Below are 24,566 nucleotides of genomic sequence, written 5' to 3'. Positions count from 1 at the left end.
TAAGGCAAGCAAAAAATCTGCTTGTCTTTTTTTGTTTGAAAGAAAAAAAGTTTTAAATTGTGTCAAACTGCAATAAAGATTCAAAAGATAAAACCAAGTTGTATTCACTAAACGGGGAAAAAATAGAAGAATTGTATCAAGAAATTCAAAGTAGAAAGTTAGAAAAACAGAGTAGCTATCAAGATAGTGATGTGGATAACTTATTTTAATTATAATTTACCACCAATGCATTAGTGCAAAATGCAGTAATGGAAAGGTGCAAATTACATAAACCATTACCAGAGATTAACTACAAAGGATAACACAGAGATTTCTACATATCATTCCATCCATCCCTCTATAGAAAGTTCTAATAGCACTTCAATATAATGCATATTCTTTATATTAGAAATTTAAACATATTTATGTGATAAATTATATTAATTTAAAAAACAGAATATCTCAATAATTACTAACGTATAAATAAGAAAATATTCAAAAATAAATATTTTAATGCTACTTATAACATAACAATAGAAATGTTTTAAACGAATTAAGAAGATAATAAAATGGCAATTAGTTATAAACCTTTATGGTATTTATTAGTTGAAAAAAGAAATGAATAAAGAAGATTTAAAAAGAGCAAGTGAGATAACAAGAAATATTATATACTAATAAATTTTTGAACAACCCTTGTAGTTTATTGAAATGTTAATATTACCGTCAATAAAACTTGAGAAAACCCAAGTTTTTTGTTATAATTAAACAAGAAAAAAAGACAAGAGAGGATAGTGTGAATATATCATATGAACCATTATGGAATTTTTTGAAATCAAGAAATATGAAGAAAAAAGATTTATTAGAAAAGGCAAATTTAACAACAAATTGCATAGCAAATATGGGCAAGAATGAATATATATCTTTAAAAAATATTGGAAAAATATGTGATGCACTTGAATGCAATGTAGAACACGTTATTAGTTTTAGAAAATAGGAAGGTAAAATGTTGTGTTAAAATTTTTTGATTTTTGTTCTGGAATTGGCGGGGGAAGAATTGGACTAGAAAATAATGGACTAGAATGTGTTGGTCATTGCGAAATAGATGAAAAAACTGCAGAAACTTATAAATTATTTTTTGATGATAGTAGAAACTTTGGAGATTTAACTAAAGTTGATATAGATAAATTACCTGATTTTGATTTTATGATTGCGGGATTTCCTTGCCAAACATTTTCGATTGTAGGTAAAAGGGCAGGCTTTGAAGATGAAAGAGGAAAAATAATATACTCACTAATAGAAATTATGAAACAAAAAAATGTGAAGTATTTTATTTTAGAGAATGTTAAAGGACTGATAAATCACGATAGAGGAAAAACGTTTAAAATAATAAAAGAAGAACTTGAAAATATAGGATATAATATCTACTATAAAGTCTTAAATAGTCTTGATTTTGGCGTTCCTCAAACGAGAGAGAGAATATATATTGTGGGATTTAAAAAAGAATATGATAATGGTATGTTTGAATTTCCTATAAATAATTTATCGAATAAAGATTTCTCTTGTTTTTTAGATGAAGATAACAACTTAGAGTTAGATATTTTAGATAATACATTTCAAAAATATTTATCAAATAAATATAATCGTAATAAGTTTACTAATGAAGAGGTGTTAAGTCTAGAAAATTATGTCATTGATTGGCGGCAATCAGATTTGCGTAAATATGATAAAATTTTTCCAACATTAAGAACAGGCAGACACGGATTACTTTATATAAGAAATGGAAAAATAAAAAAACTTAGTGGATATGAAGCGTTATTATTACAAGGGTTTCCTAGTGGGATTGCAGAAAAAGTAAAACAAAATAAATTAAATAATAATAAAGTATTATCTCTAGCAGGAAATGCAATGACAGTAAATGTTATAGATGCAATTTCTAAAGTAATGATTGAGAATATTAGAGGTGAGGTTAAAAACGCGAGAGAAATTGATAAAGTTAAATTAGGTTCAAAAATTGCGAAAGATGGATTTAGAAACGAACAACATATAGTAGATAAATTTAATGATTGGAAAAGTGATGATGAAGCTAAAGAATGGCTAACAATTATGGGTTATTCTTTGGAAAAAATCGAATATGTAAAAGCAATTGTTATTAGTGGATATAAAGCTGATTTGAATGTAAAAGTACAAGTTAAATTAAAAGATGCACTTGATATTGAAAATATACAAGTAAAACTTGTAAGTAATAAGAAAGGATTTAATCAAATCGATAAAAGATGGTTAAAAAGTTATAACGAATTATGGAATATTCCATTGAATGTATATACAATCTTGGAATATTTTACAGGAGAACTAAAACCTTATAAGGATGATGTCAGAGATAACAGAAGAATGTTTATGAATGAATTAGCTGATGAAGAAAGAAACTTAGTCTTAGATTGGTTAAATAATAATAAGTTGTTAATAATATCTGATATATTAAAAGGGCGAGGAGAATTTTCAGCAGAATGGGTTTTAGTTGCACAAAAATCACAAGAAAATGCTAGGTGGGTTTTGAAAAATATAAATGAAGTAATAAATCATTATTTTGCAAATGGTAAAGTTGAAGTTAGTCCTAGGGGTTCGATAAAACTTGGTAGAGTTACTCTTCAGAGAAAAGGTGGAGATAATGGTAGACCAACTGCAAATATGTTACAATTCAAAATAGACCCTACAGAACTTTTTGATGTATAAACCGTAAAGACAACTAGATAAATAACTAGTCGTCTTTTTTATTTCGAAGAAAGGAGTGATTATGCAAATAGAAAATAACAGAAAGTTAAAGACAAGTACTGAGGAACAGAGAAAAATAAAAGAGGAAAAAATACAACATAATAAAATCAAATAAAGAAAAACTTATATAGAAATAAACAAAAAAATATTGGTTTAACCGAAGAAGAATTAAAGATTATTGAAGATAAATTTAAGTTAAGTAAATGTAGAAATATGCAACACTTTATTCGTAAATGTCTACTGGAAAAAGAAATACTTGCTTTAGACCTAATCCCTTTTTTACAAGATTCAGCACCTACTTTCTAATGCAACAAACAATATCAAACAGATTGCAAAACATACAAATACCTATGATGCGATTTATAAGAAAGATATCGATAACTCGAAAAGTATGATTACTAATATTTCTAAAGAAGTAATAAATAATAAAAACCTATTTACAAAACTCAAGGAATTGGAAGAGGGGCCCACTTTGGTCATCTGTCCAATTTTTTTTGTTTATTCTAGTGTCTGTAAAATATAAAAAAATTAAAGTTTTTTTGCAAATTTTGTTCATACACCAGAATTTCATCTTAAGCCATACAATATTGATCTGAGTAGCGGGTCTATTATTGCAATGGCGCTTAGACTAATTAAAAACATTTCTTGAGTAAGTGAATCACTTCTAAATAAAATTAATATATAAACTAAGCTTGTTTGCAACCCAATCATTGTTATTAATGAAATTAAATTAGGCATTCAAACATCATTCGAACCCCATAAAGCTCTTAAGGATGTTAATGGACCTACATCAGCAAGTGTTTTTATCATAAAAATAGTCATCAAATAATAACAATATTTATTAATTAATTCAGTTTCTATTGAATAAATTTTAAACATTGGATATGTAAAAATAATACCTAAAAATCCAAAAATCAATTGAATAGAAATACCTAATTTAAATGAAAGATTACCTAGTTTTTTAGCTCTTTCAAATTGATTTTTACCTATTTCGGTTGCGATTATTGAAGATGTAACATAACTTAATGCAAATAAGAACGCCGCAAATAAATCATATACATTATTTACAGCCCTTCAAAGCCCTATAAATCTATCATTTAATTTACCATCAGGAATAGCTTTAGATAATAAATATTGTGCCACAAATCAAATACCAGTTTCTAAAGCTATTGGGAAACCAATTTTTAACATCTCTTTTACATATTTATTATTTCAAGTTTCTTTAAATTTAATATGGTTGTGTTTAATGATGTATTTTTTAACAAAAATAAAGGCAATTATAATATTTATTAAAGCCCCTAAGCCTATTTCTAAAGAAGCAATAAATGGTCTTTTTGCAACATATAAAATTAAAAATATCCAGATTGTTCTTATTATTGTACCAACAATAACACCAATAATAGCTTGTTTGTTTTTCTTAATAGCTTGTAGTGATGAGTTTAAAATAAAAGCAATAGAAGTTATGAAAATGTCTAAAGATCCAATTCTTAAGAAAGTGGTAGCAAATTTGTTCTCATTTGTTATTTCGACAAACACATTTGTGTTGCCGTACATTTTACCTTCATAAAAACCACCTTGAAAAACGTGGTGGGATAAATCTAATTTATAAACATCATTAATTGTTAAATTAGCTTTTTCTAAATTTGTTTTAAATAAGTCAAATTCACTTCTATTTTTTCAAGCTAGAACAAAATTATTTTTAGCACCGGATAATTCAAGCAACTTAGGAGCGCTAAAGAAAATTATTAAATATGCACCAGCATTGATGATTAATGAAACATAAAATGCAGATCAAAGAAGTTTTATTATTTCTTTTTCTTTTTCTTGACCATATAAATTCGAAGCCACAACTAATACACCTAGTTGATACATCAAAGGAAGGAATGTTATTATTTTGTAAACAACAAAAACCTTAGCAAATGTATAGAAATAATAACCTGCGTACGAACCATCAATATGAAAAGCTCGATTATAAAAACTCGTTGCTAATGAGCCTACTATTGTGACTACTGCAAAGAATAAAGTTTGAATAAAAATAGGAAAACACAATCTAAGCATATACTTAGATTCTAATTTTCAGTTGAAGTTAATGTGTTTTATTTCTTTTGCTAAATCCATAACTTACCTTGAATAACTGTATAATTTTACTAAAATTTTTATATTCTTTTTTTTATATTAAAATATATAAATAAAATAATAAGATAAGAAACTATCAGGAGAGCATTATGGGTTTTTGATCAAAATTAAAAGAAAAATTATTCGGAACCGAAGAAGAAAGAATTGCTAAAAAACAAAGTAAAATTGAAGCCAAAGAAAAGAAACTGCTTGAAAAAGAATTAAGAAAAAATAAAAAAATTGACAATTATATTGCAGGTCTTTCAAAGTCAAATTCTTCTTTTGTTGAAAGTATTAAACAACTACAAAACAAACACAATAGAATTGATGAGGAATTTTTTGAAGAGTTAGAAGAAATTCTAATAATGTCTGATATTTCAATAAAACTTGTTCAAATCATCATAGAAGAATGTAAAAAAGAAGTTAAAAATGAAAATATTAATGATCCAAAATTAATAAATGAAATTATTGCGGATAAACTATTTACAATATATGCTTCAAATTCAATTATTGATACAACTCTAAACATTAAAAAAGATAGAACAAACGTTATATTGGTTGTTGGTGTTAATGGGTCTGGTAAAACTACTTCAATTTCAAAGATAGCTTATAAATTAATTCAAGAAGGAAATAAAGTGCTGATTGCGGCCGCCGATACTTTTAGAGCAGCCGCCGTTGAACAATTGGAAATCTGAGCAAAAAAAGTAGGTGCTGACATTATAAAACCGCTTACAAATGAAACAGATCCTGCAGCTGTTGTTTATAGAGCTATTGATAAGGTTAAGGCTGAAAATTATAATGTTTTAATTATTGATACTGCTGGAAGATTACAAAATAAAGTTAACTTGATGAATGAACTTTCTAAAATAAATAAGGTTTTAGAATCAAAAATAGAAGGAGCTCCGCACGAAAGCTTGTTGGTGTTAGATGCTACAACAGGGCAAAACGGGGTTTCACAAGCGAAAGCCTTTGGTGAAGCAACTTCATTAACCGGAATAGTTTTAACAAAAATGGACGGAACTTCAAAAGGTGGGATAGTTCTTACGATTAAAGACGAAATAAATTTGGCTGTTAAATTTATTGGGCTTGGAGAAAAAGTGGACGACCTAGCAGAATTTGATTTAGATTCTTATATTTATGGATTGATGAAAGGCATAAACGAATAATGGCCGATATTTCTGAAAGAGAAGAAATGATTGAATTATACGAAAAATATGGTTCATTATTAGCCCAATCACAAAAGCAAGCATTGCATTTATATTTAATTGAAGATCTATCGTTTTCTGAAATAAGTCAAGAACTTGCAATGACAAGACCTGGTGCTTATGATGCTGTAAAAAAAGGAAAACAAAAATTAATTTCATTAAATAAAAAATTAAACGGTTAAAAGCCTTTGATTTTTTATTACTAAATTTTTATTCGCTAAAATAAATATTAAAATCTAAAAACATATATAATTTTTTAAAAAATAAACTTGATTAGAGGGGTTATTTAATGGCTTATAAATATAAGAGAGTTTTAATCAAATTATCTGGAGAAGGACTGGCTAATAAGGAAAAGCATCTAGCTATTGATTATGAACTTGTAGATAAATTTGCAAAGCAATTACAAATTATTATTGAAAACAATGTTGAGGTAGCGATTGTTGTCGGTGGCGGAAACTTCTGAAGAGGAACAAGTGCTGCGAAAAACGGTATTCAAAGGGTAAGGGCAGATTACATCGGTATGCTTGCAACAACAATGAATGCCTTGGCTCTACAATCGGGGTTCGAACACAACGGACTACACTCAAGAGTCCTTTCTTCACTAACAATGGATCCAAAAGTTTGTGAAGTGTATATAAATGAAAAAGCAAAGAAATATTTAAAAGATGGTGAAGTTGTTATTTTTGCTGGAGGAACTGGAAGACCGTTCTTTACAACAGATACAGCCTCAACATTATATGCTTCTGAAATTGAGGCTGATGCAATATTGATGGGTAAAAATAATATTGATGGCGTATATGATTCTGATCCTAAATTCAATAAAAATGCAATTAAATTTGACAAATTAACATACGATGAATTACTTGAAAAAGATTTAAAAGTTATTGACCAAACAGCGGCATCGATGGCTAAAGATAATAATATTGATATTATCATTTTTGATATAAATGAAACAAACGCACTTCTAAGAGCGATTGAAAATAAAATACCAAATACAGTTATATCTAAAGTTAAATAGGAGAAAATATGGAATTAAGTTTTTATTTAGAAGATTTAAAAGAGAGTACAGATAAAGCAATTAATAATTTTGAAAGTCAATCATTAAAAGTTGCTGTAGGAAAAGCTAACCCCGCAATAATTAATAAAATTAAAATTAACTATTATGATAGTTGAATGAATTTGGATGAGCTTGCATCAATTAGCACGAACGGACCTTTAGAATTATTGGTAAAACCATATGATATGGCAATATTAAAAACTGTTGAGAAAACAATAATGGATCAAAAATTAAATATAACAATTGTCAACATGGGACATCAAATAAGATTAATTTATCCACAAATGACTACAGAAAAGCGTGTTGAAATGACTAAAATGCTAAACCAAATAGCTGAACAAGCAAAAGTAGCAATTAGACAAGTGCGTCAAGATATAAACAAACACATTAAAGCTGATAAAGAACTATCTGAAGATTTACAAAAAAACTATTTAGACCAAGTTCAAAAAGAAATTGACAAATCGATCGAAGTTATTTCTACATTAGCAAAAGCTAAAGAAAAAGAATTAATGACTATATAGAATAACGGCCAATTGCTGTTATTTTTTTAAAAATAATTTTTTTCATAACACATAGTGTTATAGCAATTATAATTATAAATTATGAAGAATATAAAACTAAGAGTTAAATCAGCAATAATACTGTTTGCTATATTAATTCCTTTTTTGTTTACTACTTATTTTGGTAAAACATCAGGAAAAATAATCGGTATTTCATTTTTTTCTGTAATTTCCGTATGAGCAACTTATGAAGTCTTATCTCATAGCATCTTAAAAAGATGAGAAAATATTTTTTTATCAATAATTTCAATTTTAATATGAGCATTTCCACTTGATTGGTACGCTAATAATCCAAGTGATGTAAATACTTTTGTTTCAATGGCTCAAAAAACAGGTTTTAATATTTTTGAATTAACGCAGCAGATCAAAAAAACAATATTTTTTGGTTATAACCAAATAGCCAACTTTGGATTAATACAATTTAGTTTGATATTAACAATAATATCCTTATTTTATTTAATTAATTTATTTCTTTTAAAAAGAACATTTAAAGAATTTATTATTTCTTACATTGTTGCAGTATTTGCTACCTGATTTATTCCTCTATCTTTTAAGGCCTTGTTTCTTTATAATTCAGCCAGTTTATATTTTGTGTTTGCTGTTGTTAGTATACCGGTCATTACGGATTCAACGGCTTATATCGGTGGATCTTTATTTGGTAGAAAATTAATTAAGGTTGGTATGGCACCTAAAATAAGTCCCAAAAAATCTTGAGAGGGAGGATTTATTGGTTTTGCCTTTGGTTCTTTATTCGTATTTATTACAATGTATTTAGGATTTTTAACCAATAATCAAACATTTACAATTTTTACAAATTGAAAACAACTGGTTGTTGGAATGTTTTTATTACCATTTGTTTCAATAATTGGTGATCTTGTATTTTCGTTAATTAAAAGATTGTATGGAATTAAAGATTTTTCTAATTTAATTCCAGGTCATGGTGGTTATATGGATCGTTTTGATTCAACATCGTTTGTTGTTATTGCTACATCTGCAATTTTATTCATTTAATATTTTTAGGAGTTTGGTATGTCCGTTGAAGGTTTTAAGGTATTATGCAAAGAAATCAATTTTGAGCCATCGGATGAATTTGAAGGTGCAAGACTTTTATCAGTTCAACCACCTTATGAAGGATATTACAATTGAATTTTTGATATTCAATTTGATGAACATATTGATATACACGAATATAAGAGATTTAAAAAATCTCTAGATTTAAAATTTCCTAAAAATACATTAAATTTAGTCATACAAAACACTATTTTAGATAAAAAAAATATAACTGATTATTTAAAATACATTATTGATAGAAAGTTTATAAATCTTAAAAATATTTCTGGTTTTATTCATGAAGAAAATATAGAACTAAACGATAATAATATAATTTTTTTCATATCATTAAAAAGTGTTTTTGATAAATTTAATTCAAATATTGAAGAAGTTAAAAAAGCTTTAGCAACCATAGGATTTGAATTTCTTAATCCAGTGTGTAAATTGGTAGAAAATTCAAAGAGTCAAAATAGAAAAAATATAGTAGATAGTTTAATAAACTCTTTTGATAAAAAACAAAAGGAAGAAAAAAATAATCCAATTAAAAAGCAACTATCAAAAGAACAACGGTTCAACCTATATAATAAAAACAACCAAAAAGCAATTGAAATGAGCATTGAAACAGCTCTTAACACCTTTGAAAAAATTAGAGTTTTAATAAAAGGTGAAATATACTTTTTAGAATGAAAAAATTTAAAAAATAATAAACGCATTTTAACAATGCGTGTATCCGATTATAATGAGGCAATAACAGTAAAATATATACAAAATGAAGACGAAGAAAAGCCAAAAATATCAGAGGGCGATACAGTCTACATTGAAGGAAATTTACTTGATGATGTTTATAATCAAAGTAAGTATATTATGGCTTCTGGAAAATCATGATTTACGATAACAGATCCATTAATATCATTAACCGAAGATAATGAAGAAATAAAGAGAATTGATTTGGCAATAAGAACTAATATGAGTGCGCAAGATGGTATTAGTTCCCCTGAAGATTATATAAAAGCGGCTAAAAAATATGGACACGAATCAATTGCTATCACAGATTTAGATAACGTCCAAAGTTTTCCCTCGTTTTATAACAGCTTAAAAAAAGATAATTCAATAAAACCTATATATGGGGCGACTATATCAACAATTTCAAATAAAAATACAATTTTAATCGGGTTTGAAGAGTTTAATTTAAAAGATGCTGAATATGTTGTATTCGACCTTGAAACAACAGGATTATCAGCAAGGTTTGACGATATTATTGAATTTGGTGCTTCGATAATAAGGAATGGTATTCAAACCGAAAAAATTCAATTCTTTATAAAAACGGACAAGATTCTTACTGATAAAATAAAAAACCTAACAAGTATAGATGAACAAATGTTAGCCAACGGTTTAAACCAGCAAGAAGGGTTGGATAAAATTTATAATATTCTTAATGGCAGAATAGCTGTAGCTCACAATGCTTCATTCGATATGGGAATGTGCTATCAAAAACTAAAGGCTAGTGGCTATGACGTTTCTAAATTGGTGTGTATTGATACTTTAAAAGTTTCACATTTTTTGGATACTGATGAAATGAAGCATAAATTGGAGAACGTATGTAAGAGACACAATATCTCTTACGACGTACAAGATGCCCACCGTGCTGATTATGATGCTAATGTGCTTGCACAAGTTTGATTAAAAATGATAAGTCGTCTTTTATTGGAAAAAAATATTAAAACATCACTAGAACTTAGTGAAGCAAATGCAACCAATTGAGCAAAGAGAACAAGATCAAACGAGATTAGAGTACTAGCAAAAAATCAGCGAGGTCTTAAAGAATTGTTTAGTATTTTATCCAATTCATTAACAGATTCTTTTGCTAATGGACCAAAATTTTTTATAGAAGATAAGAAAAAATATTCAAATTTATTTTTTGGTTCCGCAACACATCAATCTAAACTATGAGATAAGGTTTTATTTGGTACTGATTATGAAATAATAAATGAAGTTCAAAAATTTGATTATATTGAATTTCCTCCAATATCATCTTTTAATTATTTATTAGATTCTGGAGATATAAGTTTTTTTAACCTTCAATGAGCTTATAAAGATTTATTAGAAAAATGTATTCAACTTAATAAAAAATGTGTTGCAACAACAGATGCAAGATATGTTTATGATTATCAAAAATTGATACATGCAATATATATCAACGCACCGTCATTGGGTGGTGGAATGCACCCGTTAAAATTAAAAACTCAACCATCTTTTAAATATTTGACAACACGTGAAATGCTAGATGAATTCTCATTTTTAGGAGATGAAAAAATTATTAAGGATTTAGTAATAAACAATCCCAAATTAATTGCTGATCAAATTGAAAAAATACAAGTTATAAAAGATAAATTATATGTTCCAACATTTGATGATTCACCTGTAAAATTAAGAAATTTAGTTTATGAAAATCTTTATAAAAAATATGGGAATGACCCAGATTCAAAGATAGTTGAAAGAATTGAAAAAGAATTAAACCCAATTATTAAATATGGATATTCAGTCATTTATTGAATTAGTCATAAGTTAGTTAAAAGATCAAACGAAGATGGATATCAGGTTGGTAGTAGGGGATCAGTTGGTTCTTCAATTGTCGCAAACTTATCTGAAATATCGGAAGTCAACCCATTAGAGCCTCACTATCTTTGTTTAAAATGTAAATATTTTGAATGAAATAAGGATGAAAACATATTTTCGGGTTGAGATTTACCTGAAAAGAAATGCCCAAACTGTGGTAATTTATTAGAAAAGGATGGACACAATATACCCTTTGAAACATTTCTGGGTTTTGAAGCTAATAAAGTACCCGACATTGATTTAAACTTCAGCGGTGATTATCAACCAAGAATTCATAACTTGGTAAAAGAACTATTTGGTGAAGACCACTCATTTAGAGCTGGAACTATTTCTAAAATAGCACTAAAAACTGCTTACGGATTTTGTGAAAAATACATGAAAGAAGTAAGAAAAAATGAAGTTCCCTGATCAAGATTATTTTTAGATTTTCTAGCAACTAAATCAGCAGGAGTTAAAAGAACTACGGGCCAACACCCCGGTGGAATTATAATTATTCCCAAAGAATTTGATGTTGAAGATTTTACGCCGGTAAATTATCCGGCCAATGATACAATGAGTAGCTGAAAAACTACGCACTTTAACTTCGAATCCATTCATGATAATGTTCTGAAATTGGATTTACTAGGCCACGATGATCCTACAACAATAAAGATGTTAGAAGACTTAACAAAAACTAAAGTAAGAGAAATACCGAAGTTTGACAAAGAAGTTATGAAATTATTTTATACAACAGAATCATTAAAAATTGACCCTTCAATGATTGATAATGAGACTACAGGTGCATACGGATTGCCGGAATTTGGTACAAACTTTGTTAGAAACATGTTAAAAGAAGCACAACCAAGAACCTTTAATGACTTAATTCTATTAAGTGGATTAAGTCATGGTACGGATGTTTGAGCAGGAAATGCTGAAGATCTGGTAAATAACGGGTTTAAATTAAAAGATTGTGTTTGTTGTCGTGATGATATAATGCAAGAATTAATTAGAAAGAATATTGAACCTTTAAAGGCTTTTGAAATAATGGAAAAAGTAAGAAAAGGTAAGGGGCTATCACAAGAACAAGAAGAATTATTAATAAAAAATAATATACCCGATTGATATATTAGTTCTCTTAAAAAAATTAAGTATATGTTCCCCAAGGCACATGCAACAGCCTATGTTATTATGGCTTGAAGAATAGCTTGATATAAACTTTATTATCCACTTGAATTTTATGCATCTTATTTTTCGATAAGACCTGATGCAATTGATATTGAGACAATGTCTTCAGGTTATAATGAAGTAAGTAAAAAATTGATGGAATATAAACAAAGAAAAAATGACAATAATAATCCCTTATCAACCAAAGAATCAGCGTTAATCACGACATTTGAGATAACAAAGGAAATGTATGCTCGTGGTTATGTTATACAAGGTGTTTCTCTTGAAAAATCCATGGCTAAGGAATGAATTATTGATAACAAAAATAAAGCTTTAATACCTCCGTTTGTTGTTGTTGAAGGTTTGGGTGATGTTGTTGCTGAATCAATCGTTAGAGCAAGGGAGGAATCATCGTTTTTATCGATAGAAGATTTAGAAGAAAGAGCAAAAGTAAATTCTAAAATTTCTACTGAGCTAAGAAAATTAGGTGTTTATAAAAATCTAAGTGAAACAAATCAAGTTGAATTATTTTAAAATGTAGGCAAATTAATATCCTACATTTTTTATTTTAATAGACAATCTTCAACAAAAAATGATAAAAATTTTTAACTTTCTTTTAAAAATATAAAGAAAAATCAATTTTTTTGATATTATTTATCAGTTTTATATATATATATTACACCTTGATATTTACACTTTTTTGGGTAGAAAAAAAATACCACGGGTCTGCATTTAATCTAATAAGACTAAAAAAAGGAGTAAAAATGACTGGTGCTGTGTTGTATCTTATGGGTATAGTTCATAAAGATATTAAGTTTTTAACTAGCAACAAATCCGGGAATTATGAGTTTGTGGCTGGTACATTAAAATATTCTAACGATGGTACGAATTGGGAATATATTAACTTTATTGATTTTAATAATTTACAAAGTTATAAAAATTTAAAACCTGGTGATGTTTTAAGCGTTTTTGGTAATTTAGGTTTTCAAACCTTTATCTCGGCCGACGGCAAAGAGCATCGTAATGCTAAGTTAATTGTTAAGGGTGTCCTATTTTCAAATGTTGAGAATGAACTTCAAAATGAAATCGATGAAGAAAATCGAAAACCGTATAACTTTGATCAACCTGTAGCAGATGTCGATTGTGATTGTGGTAATTTTCTTTGCTTAGGCTTATGTAAAAATTAAAAAAATGAGTTCTACAATTAAAAACAAAAAAATAGCAGTTGTTCCCCCTGATTTTAGCGAAGAAAAATTAAAAGAGATCTTACACTATACCGATGGTGATTATAATCCTGCTTATGATGCTTTTAAATCAAAATCACTGATAGAAATTCATAGCGGGGCTAAGGGTGTATCTAAATCTTTTGGGCAAGCGGTTATAACAATTTATCGTCTCGTAAATGAAAAAAACTTTTGTAGCTTATGGTGCCGGAACCAGTATAATCACATCACCAAAACCTTAAAACCGACCTTTGAAAAAGTCTTATCATTTTTAAAAAATCAACACAATTTAGACTTCACTCCTTTTTTTGAAGCTTATACTTCTGGTTTATATTGGAACTACGATGACGGAGGTTTAGGTAGATGTGTTCTATTTGAAAACTGGGAAAGTATTCAAGCATTTCAGGGTATTACTTTAAAAAACGATAATTTCTTATTTGGAGAACTAGTAATAGACGAACCAATAGAGGACCCCACAGACGTTACTAAACAACTTCATTTGTTAAAGCAATTTTATGAAATCCAAAAAAACAAACTACCGCTATTAAGAGCTAATACTATTGAGAGGTTAGCGGCCCCTGATGATTTTCAAATTAAATTAAAATTTCTTTACAACATTTTTACTGTTGAACACTTTTTAATAAAAGATTATCACCAAAAAGCTATACCACTTTTATTAGAAAATGGAAAAATAAATAATGTTATTTTAGACGAGTTAAACGAAAAAACTTTTTTGCAAGTAGAAAAACCGGATTTTGAAAACGTAGGTTTAATTGTTACCATGTATCATAAAAAATTTGTTCCAGAAGCTCAGTTTTCTTCGTTGCAAAGAGCATCTGCTGAAACGTTAAAAAAAGAAAACTATAATCGATGATTAGTAACTATTTGCGGGTTTGCTTATTTGGATGAAACTCAGGAAAATAATTATTTTTTAAAAAATTTAATTTTTGATAATGATGGCTTTGCTTTTAATAAATCAATTAACTTTGCAAATTTAGAAGAAGTTTTAAAAGATAGGAAGATATTAGCAGTTTATGATGGCTTTGACCCAGGCCTAAGCGACAACGCAAGCTGATGCAGGGTTTTTCTTCTGGATAACGGACAGATTTATGTGAACAACGCGATAGAAGATGTTAAATCACTTATTAATAGTGATAGAGGTTTTTTTAGACACAACACAAATTTAATGCTCTTAAATTTAATAGGCAGTTTCAATAATGAGATAATCGAAAAATGAAGGGATAAATTGTTTTTTGATTATCAAAACGATTTAATTAGTCTTATTTTAACTGATAACGATATTATTCGCGAAAATCTTTCTCGCCTAATAATTGAAAAAAAATTAAATATCGCTACATTAGCGGCCAACAGACGCGATACAAGTACTCAAAAATTCGGAATAATAAATAGACAAGAGTGACAGAAATGACTTTTAAAAAATAACGCAATTATATTTAATCCATCAACCGCTAAGTTATTGTTGAATTTGTCAAAACAGTATATAAAACCCGGTGAAGATAAGCGAGACGAGAGTATTAATCCTGAGATTTATGACTTAATTAATGCTTTTGAAATGGCTAGTTCCATTTGTTATAAAATGCAAAATTCTTTAATGTTGTTATGAAAGGAAAAAGAGAATGGAAGATATTAATAAAAAAGATATTACAAGTTTTGTTCAAATTGCAAAGGCACAAAGCTCAGAAATGTCCCAGCTTTATAATTCAAACATTTTTAAACGCCCAAACTCAAAAAAACAATTTTTAGAACTAGGCGCAAAAATACAGGTTAATGCTCTTGCTTTTAAATTACCTAAAATATTACTAGATTTTGAAAACAAAAAAATACTTGATAATATTTTTGCTGATAATGAATTTTTAGAAAAAATACAGTTTTTAGAAGAATGCTTATATAAGAACGGTTTGTATGCAGTTGGCGTTGTAAAAAAGGATGATAAGGTAATCTTGCGTTTGGGCAAGGTTATTGAATATCAAAAATATTTGAATAAATTAGTATATTTAAAAGTTCAAATAGACGAGATTAAAAGAAATGGATTAAATTTAAAAATTATTCAAGAATATAACATTTTGGAAAATAATCAAGTTAATGTAATTTCGACTTATGCAGAAAATCAGTTTGGACAACAGCACAAACTTAAAGATGTGAATTATTATTATCCCGACGAAATTAATTTATATGATTTTATTCCTTGAATAATTTTTAAAAATAATTATAAGGAAACTTCTGAAATAGAACAGGTAGATCCTTCACTATTTCAAATGTTAGACAATTGTGAGGAGATGCTATTACGTGATAATTACTATTCTTCTCCATTTATATACGTTCAATCTAATTTTTCTAATGGTACAGCATCAAATGCTGAAGCTGCAATTTATAATTTAGATAAAAGGGTAATAAAAAGCTCTGCCTATGACCAGGCATTTATGAGTTCTGGAGCATCCCCGTTAAGTTTTTTTCAGGGGAACAGTTTAGCACAAAATATATTACAAAAAATTGATAAGTTAATTTATTTAATTAAAGATGCTATGTTTTTCAGAATGAATTCGGCCGATTTTGGAACAAAAAACATGCATAATAATGAGGTTGAAAGTTTAAACTCAAATTATGCTGATTATTTAGAAAGTAAGGCTAATTTAAGAGAGATTTATTATAAGGAACTGATAATAATGATTTTTAAAATTTTAAAAATTAATTTAGATAATGATAAATTAAAAATAATAGTTCCAACATCTACTGAATATTTAAAAAGTTCGGACGCCTTATATCAAATCAATGCAGATGGTGTTAATTTAAATCCTAATTCTCCAATAATTAAAGAAAACAAAAATTTTGATGAGGAAAATTAAAATGATTTCAAATTTCGATAATTTAAATGAACTTTATTTTTTTAAAATATGTAATCTAGAAAACCCTAAGGAATTAGCATTAAAAAATAATTTATCAATTTCTCTTAAATTAAAAAAAGTTGGAAAAATAAATGGTAAGTATGTAGGATTTACTAATACCCTAAATCAAAAAAACGATTTAGATAATAACGTAATTTATGATTATGCTAATAGTTTTGATTTTTATACAGATCAAAAAATTGATGAAAAATTTTATTTTTTTAGTCTTAAAGAACAACCTGAAAATTTAGAAGATTTTTATTATTCGTTTAATTTAGAAGATGCTATAAGTCCTGAGGACGATAGTGAACATGTTTTCACGATTTCCTTAAAAAGTGTTAGTTTATTAAAAGAAATAAATAATAATTTTTTAACTTTTGAATTTATAGAAAATGATGAAGAAGCAGAAATTGAAAATATTAGAATTAGGTTTAAAAATTACGGTTTTATAAACGAAATAAATTTTTTTGGTGAGCTTGAAGATGATAATAACAATATTTTGCCTTCAAAAATTAAACCTGATAGCTTTTCTTTTTCAAATCCTAACTATATCTTTGTTCCAAATATAATTAACCCTATTTTTTCAAACAACAAAAATCTGGTTTTATATTCTAATTTTTGAGAAAAAATAAATCTTTTGGATTTAAAAAATTTATTACCAAAAATTGATAATAAAACAAAAAAAATAAATCTGAAAAATTTTTTCTTAAGTACTTTTGCTGTTTTGTTAGAAGAAAATATATTAAAGTGTTTGTGAGTCAATAAGGTTCTTTCAACCGGCTTTGCAGGTTTTTCTGAGGATGAAAAAAAGAATTTTAAAGAAAATGTTTTTAATGGCACTGATCAGTCAATTTACATCGACAAAATTTTTAATGATCTTTTCAATACACTTAACGTTTCTGGTTTTGAGTTAGAAACAAAAAGATTAGCTAATGTGATTATTATGTTATCTGAAAGCCTTAAATCCCGGTATGCTTGAAAAAATGGTATGAATACCGAGCACAAAATTGGATTACCTTTCTTTATAGATGTTGTAAATTATCATGAGAATAATGATTATGAGGTTTTTAAAAGGAATGTAGAACTACATTTAAACTCAAACTGATTTTATTTTGATAATCAAAAAATAGAACCAGTACCACCAACTATTTTTGATAATAATTTAAAACAATTTGAGCAATATGTTTTAACGCTTCCATCATTGCCGGATAAACTAGATGATCAAACTTACTCAAATTCTCCTGTTGATTTTAATACTAAAAAATCAACTAACTTAAATTTTTTAAATTGAAGTGTTTTAAATAAGGAAGATTTCTTAAATATTTTTGATAAATTTGAAAAACCAAATTTGAGCATCGAATTAGAAAGCAAAGCAACCCAGCCTTTTAAAGTTGTTCAATTTGGTAAAGAAATTAGGGTTTTTGATTTTTTAAATAAAAATGTTTTTGATAATTTTGAAACTATTGTATTTAATTTTTCAAAATTAAAACAAGTAAATGATGCTCGTTATGTCGAAAAGCTTACAGCATACAGTCAATTAACTGATTTTATAGAAGCATGAGTTTTAGAAAGAAAATCTGAGTTAATTCCAAGGGGTTATAAGATAGTCAAAAACAGTTCTAGAGTTTTTTCAAAAAACGGAGAAAACAGTGATTTTATTGAAGGTATCCACTTTTATAAAAAAGGCTCATCAAGCTATAGCGGAGGTTCTGGCGGGGCCGGACAAAGAGAAAGAGTATTTTTTGAGTTTTATATTAGTTTTCAAGTTAGAAAAATAGAAAAAGTAATTGATAAGTCTTACAAAAATGATTGGGTGTGAAATAACCCTGTTGACTATTTTTATAAAGTTTTTAAAAATAATATGGTTCCTAAAGATATAGAGATTAATTTATTTTTTAATAAAAACAATTATTTTAATATTAAAAAAATAAATTATCTTGAAATTAAAAGTCTTTTCATAAATGAAATAAAAATTTCAATAAATAACGGCGATTTTAAATCTTTTAAATTGCTTTCTCATTTCTCGCCACAAAATACAACAACGATAATTAAGTTATAAAAAATAATAAGGGAACTGCTGCCCAAAAGACGGAACATATTTTAAAAAAGGATCTAACCAATGACTAAAATTATTTCAACAATTGCAGAAAAACTTAAGTTATCAGAAAACGACGTTTTTGCTGCATTAAATTTAAGTCCTGAAGCTAAAAGAACTGAAATTTTAGAAGCTTTGGGCGTTTATGCTGTTTTTGAAAACAAAAATGAATTAGAAGATTATTTAAATTCAAAAATAGGTAATAAAACAAAAAAAATTAATGAATTGCAAAATGATTTGCAAAACAAATTATCTGAGTTTAACAATTTAAAAAATAACTTAGATGAGATAAATAATAAGTACGCTTTACAACAAGATAAATTGCAAAATGTTATTCAAAATGCGTGAAAAAACAGCGGTATTAAACGAGATTTTAATAAAGTTGATTTGGATTATGAAAAAATAGATTTTTCTAATTTAAATAAATCTTTATTAGAATTCGCAACCGCAGAAGGTTTTGCAATTGAAAAAGCAGAATTAAATAATAAAAATCAAAACGACAATGCTGTTAATAAAAATACTTGAATTAGTAGTGACGGCGTTGTAGTTAAGAATTAAGGAGGATTAATCAATGGCTTTAGATAACAACATGCCAACTAAAACAATTATTAAACAAACTTGATTATCAAAAATTAATCAAGGAGGAACAACAGAGGCCTTAGCGCTTTCGGCGATTGAAAAAGGACAAATATTATCTCATTATGTCCAAAAATCTACGCTTTTAAATTATGCAACAGGTACTTCATTAATAGATGCAAACAAGTTTAGTGCAACGTTTATTAAATCCCAAGGTGTTAAATTAACAGAAAAAAGTACTTTAGGAACAGGAGACATCGAAAAATTTAACGTTGGCGAAAATGTCACTTTTGAATGAAAAGTGCCGCTAAAAGTTGCACAAGGCTTATACGGCTCAGCTTTAAATGATCAATTATTAACATTAGCTTCAGATAAGCTAGACCGAGCAACAGATAAGTATTTAAAAATGTTTGAAGAAGACGGTTATAAGGAGCTAGCTAAGACAACATCAAATACGACAATTACCGCTTCAGAAAGTGCTTCATCAATTAAAACAAAATTAATTAATGAAGCAACCAAATTAACTAAAATGAGAGATGAAGCTGAGGGTGTTGATTTAATTTCAAAAGACGACATCATTATAACTGTTTCCCCTGAAATCGCAGACAAGCTGGCTGAATTAGGAAATAACGGAAATGGAGTTATTAAATACTTTGAAGGCGGTCAGTATGTTATGGATGTACTTGGTGGTTATAAAATTCAAGTAAGTCCTTTATTACCACAAAATGTGGATGCAATTATAGCTCCTAATTGAGTTTCAGCAGGCGCTATTCAAATAGTAGCTGCTAACATTTTTAAGTTAAATGGAACTGAAGATTTAGCTATTTATTACGAAGCTAAAAGTCTTTTTGGGGTTATTTATCCAAAAGCTGTTACAAAAATTACACATTAAAACATAAAAAAATAAGATGATAAATTTCGGGTCTAATTCATCTAATCCTATCAAAAATTTACCCCCACTTTTAAAAAAACAACGAAAAAACTTTTTATATAGTTTTTTAAAAACTATTATTTCTTTTGTAATTAAATTCGGTATCGATATAGCGTCTTTTTTCTTTAAAACATTAGTACCGGTTGCAGGGTTTGCAATTAGTACGATGTTAAATTTAGTAACCCATTTTATTTTTGATGGTTTCGAAGGCAAAAAAATTGATGCAAAAAGATTAGGTTTAAACTTAATTAAATCAATAGGATCCACCTTGTTAGGTTCTTTTGTTGTAACAAAACCATTAAAATTATTTTTAGGAAAAACAAATAAAATCACTTCTTCAATTAGTACAATTAAACAATTTACAACAAACCCACTAAACGCAAGTATAAATTTTTTTAAAAAAGCTATTTCAACAGGTTCTAAATTTTCAAATACAGTTTTTAAAATAAATAAAGTCGCAGGAATTATGCAAAGAGTTCTAAACGGTGCAAATAGTATTGTTAATTTAGTAAGAACGGGTGATATACGCTCTTTGATGCCTGTAATTAATTTAGGGTTAAATAAGTTAAAAAATACATTTAAATCTGAAAAATTAAAAAACTTTTTTGGTGATAAAAAATTAAATTTTGCCGAAATAGGAGCGTTAAAACATAAAAAAATTAATGAAATCAAAAATCCAAATTTTGATAAAAATATTATTTTTTTAAATTCAGCGTGAATTTATGGACTGAAAATAATTCCTGATAACGACAATACACAGAAACTAGATATATTAACTTATTTTATTTTGTTTAGGAAGGAAACAACAAATAATAAGTTAATGATAAAACGTGAAGGGTCTAGGTTATTTTATGAAAATGAAATAGAACAATTTTTATCTTCACCATCAGCTGGTAGATTTTATTTAGACAATATAAGTTGAGGTCACGATTTTACACAAACTATAAAAGAAAATGAAGAAAAAAGGAACAGAGCTTACTTAGATTTGGCTACTTTTGAAGGTATTGAAAAAATTGAAAATATTAAAAAAACAATTAATTATTCTACTAGCCTCGATTTTTCTACTTATCAAAAAAGAGAGGCGTATTGAAGGGGTCGAAAATTTGGTAATTATTTGTTAAGAGGTTATAAGGTCAAGGATAGAAGACATCAGGAATTAATTAAGGTTGCTTATAGAAGAGAAAATTGACAACAGAAACATTTAAAACAAAATACGTGAGCTACAAAAGGCAAAACTGTTTTTAGTAGTTCAATTATTACACAAAAACCTAAAAAACTTTAAGGAGGTACGATGCTTTTAAAAACTGACCTTGAAAAATACGGGTTAAGTTTAAATAATTATTGCGATTATTTAGGGATTAATCTTGACGGATTTTACTATTCGAATAGAATTAAAAATTTAAATCCTAGTTTTGAAAATAAAGAAAATGTCTTTGATTATATCTGTTTGAATATTTTAAATTTAGCTAATAATTTTTTAGGTCAAACCCCAGAAAAATTAAAACAAGAAAATTACAATCTATTTAAGCAAATAGTCGGCGAAGTAAATGCTGATAATCTTCGCCGCTGTGTTTTTGAGGAAATTAAATTTAGACTAAATAATAATATTTTGCCTGAATTGTTTTATAAAAAACAATTTATTGGAAATATTAATTTTAGCGATAATTCAAATTGAAATTATAACAATTTAGAGAGTTTTTTAAATCCCCAAGCTGTTTTATATTTACAAAATTCAAATTGAAATAATTTAAATGAACAAATACCAAAATATCAGCTCGATATTTCTTTAAAACAAGACAAATTGAGCGAAAATCAAATAAATGCTATTAATAGGTTTGTTGATATAGATTTACCAGATTTTGAAAATTTAAATACTGAACTACAAAAGCTTAAAAATACCGATTTTTTAAACACTACAAATGCAGACGAAATAATTAGAAAAAAAATTAATGAAAATTTATCTATTTCTTTTGAAGAAATTAATGAAAAAATTGAAGATATAAAAACTAAAAATGTAAGTCAGGAAAGTTCTATAACTTTTTTAAATAACGCTATACGTGAACAAAACAACTCCTTTCATTCAGAAAATAATAAAAATACAGAACGTTTTTCAACTTTAGAACAACAGTCATTATATTTTAATAACCAAATAACGGACCTGACTTCAAAACAACAATTATCTTCTAATGAATTAGACAAAATTAAACAAAAGGCGAGGGAAATAGAAAATGAAAAATCTAGAATATCGTCACAAATTAATAACGTTATTCAAACAAAAGCAGATAAAAGTAGTGTTTATACCAAGAGCGAGATTGATGCAAGATTAAGAAGTTCCGGAGCATCACAAACAATAAATAACGGCGATGCAAAAAGTCCTAACGATTGCCGTAAAATAGGAGTTTATGCTGGTAATTTTTCAGCACAAGGTTCGCCTATTAATTCGCCTTGTAAAGGAACAATAATCAACCTTACAACAAGCACAAGCAGTCAAGGTATATTTTTACAGTTTTTTATTACAGAAAATGAAAAAATTTTTATGCGAAAATTTAGTGGAAATTTTTCAAAATGGGAACAACTAGCATTTATGAGTTTGAATAATAATACGTTAAATATTAAATTATAATGATTAAAGTTAATAACAAGATGATTAGTCATTTAACTAGAAACGGCACTTATTTAGATGAGGTTTTTGTGAATAATATTTTAGTATTTGAAAGAATAAGATGTGAGATTACGGCCGAACCAGAAAGACGCGGGAAAATTAATTTTACATTCAAAAATAAAGGTAATACAAGACTTAATATCTATATTACCAAGGATACACGCGAGTTGCCTGATGCAGAAATAATGGCTAAACAAACAATAACTGTTAATCCAAATAGTTCAAAAGATTTTTTTGTTAGAGATTCCGCAACACCTGAAGATTATTTGTTTTACATAAACAACGGAATGAATTATGTAATTGAAAAAATAACCGAAGAGGAAGAGAACAGTTCTGAAAGTGATCCTTATTATTCATAATGTGAAGTAATGATTTTTTAAAAAAATGATATTTTACAATTAATAAAAGGCTATCAAAATGACGTAATTATAGAATTGCTGAAAATCTAACATTAAGATTAAAATGACCGGTTAGAAAATTGGTTAAAAATACTACGGAAGCGGATTGAGACATTGTTTGAGACGACAGTATATCTGTTGACCAAGATTTTAATATTTTTGTTGAAGAAGAAAATGAACCAAATAATTAATGATTTTGTTAATTCAAAAGATTTTTTAGAACTTACAAAAAATATTAAAATTATAGGCATTTATTTGGGTGGCTCAAGGTGTTACGGAGTTAATTCTTCTTATTCTGATTATGATTTGGTTATATTAAATAATAGTTTTGATAAGGAGTGATGGTTTTCTGTTAAAAAAGAAGGTAGAAAAATAGATTTATTTTTTATACCAGACTTAAAAACGGAATTAAAAAGTAAGGTTTTTGAATTAGTGAAGTTATATACCTTATTAAACCCCGATACTTCTTTTATACTCAAAGATTTTGATTATGATAAAGAATGAATAAAAGAAAAACTTATTGTCTTAATTAAAAAATATTTTTTAAATTATTTAAAAAATACCGAAGAAAATGAATATAAAAAACTCGATTACCACTTATGTATGGTTAACATGCTTTTAAATGGTAAGGAAATTGATGTTGAAAATATTTTGAATTTAAAAAACACAAGAAAAAGAAATATTTGATTACGGCACCAATTTCAAGAGCTTTTAAAATTAGTAGAAGGGAATTAAAAAATGACTGAAAACATAGAAAATATTATTAAGTTAGTTGCATCGTTTGTCTCAATTTTAGGGTTTATTTTTGGAATAATATACTTTATTATTTATGCGTTCAAAAAACGCGGAAATAAAGAAGATGCCTTAAAAGACATTTCTGAAAAGCTTCCTGATTGAATTAAAGAGGCTGAAGTTATTTATTCAAAATTTGCGCCCATGAAAACCGGCAGTCAAAAATTTGAATGAGTTATGAACGTTGTTAAGAGCTTGCTACCGAAAGACAAGTTTAAAGCGTCAAAAAAACAAATCGGAAAAGAAATTAATGAGATTGTGGCGGAGATGAATGAGAATGAGGCTAAATTAAAAGCTAGCGGCATCGTCGAAACCAGAAAACCATTAACGTGAGATAAATAGCAAAAAAAGAAACACCCATAATCGGGTGTTTTTTCACTTACTCTAATAAGTTTTTTGTACAGCACAAAAATGAATTAATGTACTAACACGTACAAAATTATTATATATTGTTTTTTTCATATTTTTTCAAAAAATAAAAATGTGTAATAT

22 protein-coding genes are annotated in these 24,566 nt (G+C 27.3%); 21 read left to right on the top strand and 1 reads right to left on the bottom strand.

Annotated features, from left to right (window positions below; genetic code table 4):
- Nucleotides 1-772 precede the first annotated feature (772 nt).
- From V2E26_RS02690 to V2E26_RS03145, 3 genes are all read left to right on the top strand, one after another.
- Nucleotides 773-973 (top strand): helix-turn-helix domain-containing protein, encoded by a 201-nt coding sequence (locus V2E26_RS02690; RefSeq protein ID WP_330463339.1) that lies wholly within the window; start codon nucleotides 773-775, stop codon nucleotides 971-973.
- A 14-nt stretch (nucleotides 974-987) separates the two neighbouring features.
- A complete protein-coding gene (gene dcm, locus V2E26_RS02685) occupies nucleotides 988-2,709 on the top strand; it encodes a DNA (cytosine-5-)-methyltransferase (protein ID WP_330463338.1) in 1,722 nt (573 codons plus the stop codon).
- A gap of 150 nt (nucleotides 2,710-2,859) precedes the next feature.
- The gene (locus V2E26_RS03145) at nucleotides 2,860-3,054 is read left to right on the top strand and encodes a plasmid mobilization protein (protein WP_456238232.1); all 195 of its coding nucleotides are present in this window, start codon (nucleotides 2,860-2,862) and stop codon (nucleotides 3,052-3,054) included.
- A 222-nt stretch (nucleotides 3,055-3,276) separates the two neighbouring features.
- Here V2E26_RS03145 and V2E26_RS02675 read toward each other — a convergent pair whose 3' ends face one another.
- Nucleotides 3,277-4,866, bottom strand: a complete 1,590-nt coding sequence (locus tag V2E26_RS02675) for an MATE family efflux transporter (protein ID WP_330463337.1) — start codon at nucleotides 4,864-4,866, stop codon at nucleotides 3,277-3,279.
- A 107-nt stretch (nucleotides 4,867-4,973) separates the two neighbouring features.
- Here V2E26_RS02675 and ftsY point away from each other — a divergent pair, with 107 nt between their 5' ends.
- From ftsY to V2E26_RS02585, 18 genes are all read left to right on the top strand, one after another.
- Entirely contained in the window at nucleotides 4,974-6,029 is a 1,056-nt protein-coding gene (ftsY, locus tag V2E26_RS02670) for a signal recognition particle-docking protein FtsY (RefSeq protein WP_330463336.1), read from the top strand.
- Entirely contained in the window at nucleotides 6,029-6,250 is a 222-nt protein-coding gene (locus tag V2E26_RS02665) for a hypothetical protein (RefSeq protein WP_330463335.1), read from the top strand. The genes ftsY and V2E26_RS02665 overlap by 1 nt, the downstream gene beginning before the upstream one ends.
- 107 nt (nucleotides 6,251-6,357) lie before the next feature.
- Entirely contained in the window at nucleotides 6,358-7,086 is a 729-nt protein-coding gene (gene pyrH / locus V2E26_RS02660) for a UMP kinase (protein WP_330463334.1), read from the top strand.
- A gap of 8 nt (nucleotides 7,087-7,094) precedes the next feature.
- The gene (locus V2E26_RS02655) at nucleotides 7,095-7,646 is read left to right on the top strand and encodes a ribosome-recycling factor (RefSeq protein WP_330463333.1); all 552 of its coding nucleotides are present in this window, start codon (nucleotides 7,095-7,097) and stop codon (nucleotides 7,644-7,646) included.
- A gap of 81 nt (nucleotides 7,647-7,727) precedes the next feature.
- On the top strand, nucleotides 7,728-8,696 hold the full coding sequence (locus V2E26_RS02650; RefSeq protein WP_330463332.1) for a phosphatidate cytidylyltransferase: 969 nt from the start codon (nucleotides 7,728-7,730) through the stop codon (nucleotides 8,694-8,696).
- Nucleotides 8,697-8,714: 18 nt separating this feature from the next.
- On the top strand, nucleotides 8,715-13,028 hold the full coding sequence (locus tag V2E26_RS02645; RefSeq protein ID WP_330463331.1) for a PolC-type DNA polymerase III: 4,314 nt from the start codon (nucleotides 8,715-8,717) through the stop codon (nucleotides 13,026-13,028).
- A gap of 230 nt (nucleotides 13,029-13,258) precedes the next feature.
- The gene (locus V2E26_RS02640) at nucleotides 13,259-13,681 is read left to right on the top strand and encodes a hypothetical protein (RefSeq protein ID WP_330463330.1); all 423 of its coding nucleotides are present in this window, start codon (nucleotides 13,259-13,261) and stop codon (nucleotides 13,679-13,681) included.
- A 4-nt stretch (nucleotides 13,682-13,685) separates the two neighbouring features.
- Nucleotides 13,686-15,368 carry a hypothetical protein gene (locus tag V2E26_RS02635; RefSeq protein ID WP_330463329.1) on the top strand — a complete coding sequence of 561 codons (1,683 nt, stop codon included), beginning with the start codon at nucleotides 13,686-13,688 and terminating at the stop codon, nucleotides 15,366-15,368.
- Complete coding sequence (locus tag V2E26_RS02630; protein ID WP_330463328.1) at nucleotides 15,355-16,581, top strand: hypothetical protein; 1,227 nt, start codon at nucleotides 15,355-15,357, stop codon at nucleotides 16,579-16,581. The genes V2E26_RS02635 and V2E26_RS02630 overlap by 14 nt, the downstream gene beginning before the upstream one ends.
- Nucleotide 16,582: 1 nt before the next feature.
- On the top strand, nucleotides 16,583-18,679 hold the full coding sequence (locus V2E26_RS02625) for a hypothetical protein (protein ID WP_330463327.1): 2,097 nt from the start codon (nucleotides 16,583-16,585) through the stop codon (nucleotides 18,677-18,679).
- A gap of 60 nt (nucleotides 18,680-18,739) precedes the next feature.
- Nucleotides 18,740-19,273, top strand: a complete 534-nt coding sequence (locus V2E26_RS02620) for a hypothetical protein (RefSeq protein WP_330463326.1) — start codon at nucleotides 18,740-18,742, stop codon at nucleotides 19,271-19,273.
- A gap of 13 nt (nucleotides 19,274-19,286) precedes the next feature.
- Nucleotides 19,287-20,183, top strand: a complete 897-nt coding sequence (locus V2E26_RS02615) for a hypothetical protein (RefSeq protein ID WP_330463325.1) — start codon at nucleotides 19,287-19,289, stop codon at nucleotides 20,181-20,183.
- Nucleotides 20,184-20,199: 16 nt separating this feature from the next.
- Nucleotides 20,200-21,504, top strand: coding sequence for a hypothetical protein (locus tag V2E26_RS02610; RefSeq protein ID WP_330463324.1), 1,305 nt, complete (start codon nucleotides 20,200-20,202; stop codon nucleotides 21,502-21,504).
- Nucleotides 21,505-21,513: 9 nt separating this feature from the next.
- Complete coding sequence (locus V2E26_RS02605; RefSeq protein WP_330463323.1) at nucleotides 21,514-22,845, top strand: hypothetical protein; 1,332 nt, start codon at nucleotides 21,514-21,516, stop codon at nucleotides 22,843-22,845.
- Complete coding sequence (locus V2E26_RS02600) at nucleotides 22,845-23,243, top strand: hypothetical protein (RefSeq protein WP_330463322.1); 399 nt, start codon at nucleotides 22,845-22,847, stop codon at nucleotides 23,241-23,243. The genes V2E26_RS02605 and V2E26_RS02600 overlap by 1 nt, the downstream gene beginning before the upstream one ends.
- Nucleotides 23,243-23,473 (top strand): hypothetical protein, encoded by a 231-nt coding sequence (locus V2E26_RS02595; RefSeq protein ID WP_330463321.1) that lies wholly within the window; start codon nucleotides 23,243-23,245, stop codon nucleotides 23,471-23,473. Before V2E26_RS02600 ends, V2E26_RS02595 begins: the two co-directional genes overlap by 1 nt.
- Complete coding sequence (locus tag V2E26_RS02590; RefSeq protein WP_330463320.1) at nucleotides 23,457-24,017, top strand: nucleotidyltransferase domain-containing protein; 561 nt, start codon at nucleotides 23,457-23,459, stop codon at nucleotides 24,015-24,017. The genes V2E26_RS02595 and V2E26_RS02590 overlap by 17 nt, the downstream gene beginning before the upstream one ends.
- A gap of 3 nt (nucleotides 24,018-24,020) precedes the next feature.
- Nucleotides 24,021-24,416, top strand: coding sequence for a hypothetical protein (locus V2E26_RS02585; RefSeq protein ID WP_330463319.1), 396 nt, complete (start codon nucleotides 24,021-24,023; stop codon nucleotides 24,414-24,416).
- Nucleotides 24,417-24,566: the final 150 nt, after the last annotated feature.

The sequence above is a fragment of the Metamycoplasma gateae genome (assembly GCF_036352135.1).
Taxonomy (GTDB): Bacteria; Bacillota_I; Bacilli_A; order Mycoplasmatales; family Metamycoplasmataceae; genus Metamycoplasma; species Metamycoplasma gateae.
Note: the sequence above shows the minus strand (reverse complement) of the source record. Positions and strands in the feature narration are given on the sequence as shown.